The sequence below is a fragment of the Vibrio sp. 1580 genome (assembly GCF_033340055.1).
Window position 1 is genome coordinate 1 of sequence record NZ_JAWOVT010000324.1, and the last position, 677, is coordinate 677.

At 51.7% G+C, this 677-nt stretch carries 1 protein-coding gene; it reads right to left on the minus strand.

What is annotated here, in order from left to right:
* Positions 1-5: 5 nt before the first annotated feature.
* Positions 6-677 (minus strand): UDP-glucose 4-epimerase GalE (galE, locus tag R7093_RS25785; RefSeq protein ID WP_318147094.1); only part of this gene is annotated, 672 nt, incomplete at its 5' end.

A 677-nucleotide genomic window follows, 5' to 3' on the forward strand; every position in this document is an offset into this window, starting at 1 on the left:
GTAAACTACGCAGGGGAATAGCCATTGGGATTTTTTGACTGCCAGTTCCACGTATCGGCGGTCATTTCAGCCACCGTGCGTGTTGCTTTCCAACCTAGTTCACGCTCAGCTTTTTCCGTGCTTGCCCAACATTCAGCAATATCCCCAGGACGACGCGGGCATAACTCGTAAGGCACTGGTTTACCGCAAGCGGTCGCGAACGCATCCACCATCTCAAGTACGCTCGAGCCTTTACCTGTACCTAAGTTGTAAATGTGCAAACCCGATTTCTCACCCACCGTTTTCAAAGCCGCAATATGGCCATCGGCCAGATCCATCACATGGATGTAATCGCGCACGCCAGTGCCATCAGGTGTTGGGTAGTCGCTACCGAATACCGCGAGTTTTTCTCGGCGGCCAACAGCGACTTGGGCGATAAATGGCATCAAGTTATTGGGAATACCTTGTGGGTCTTCCCCCATGCTGCCCGATGAATGGGCGCCAACTGGGTTGAAGTAACGCAGTAAGGTGATGCTCCAGTCGTTTTCAGCATGGAACAGATCGCTGAAGCACTGCTCCACCATATATTTACTGCGACCGTATGGATTGGTGGTTGCGCCTGTTGGTGAATCTTCCGTAATCGGCACTATTTCTGGGTCACCGTAAACCGTTGCCGATGAACTGAATACGATGCTTCT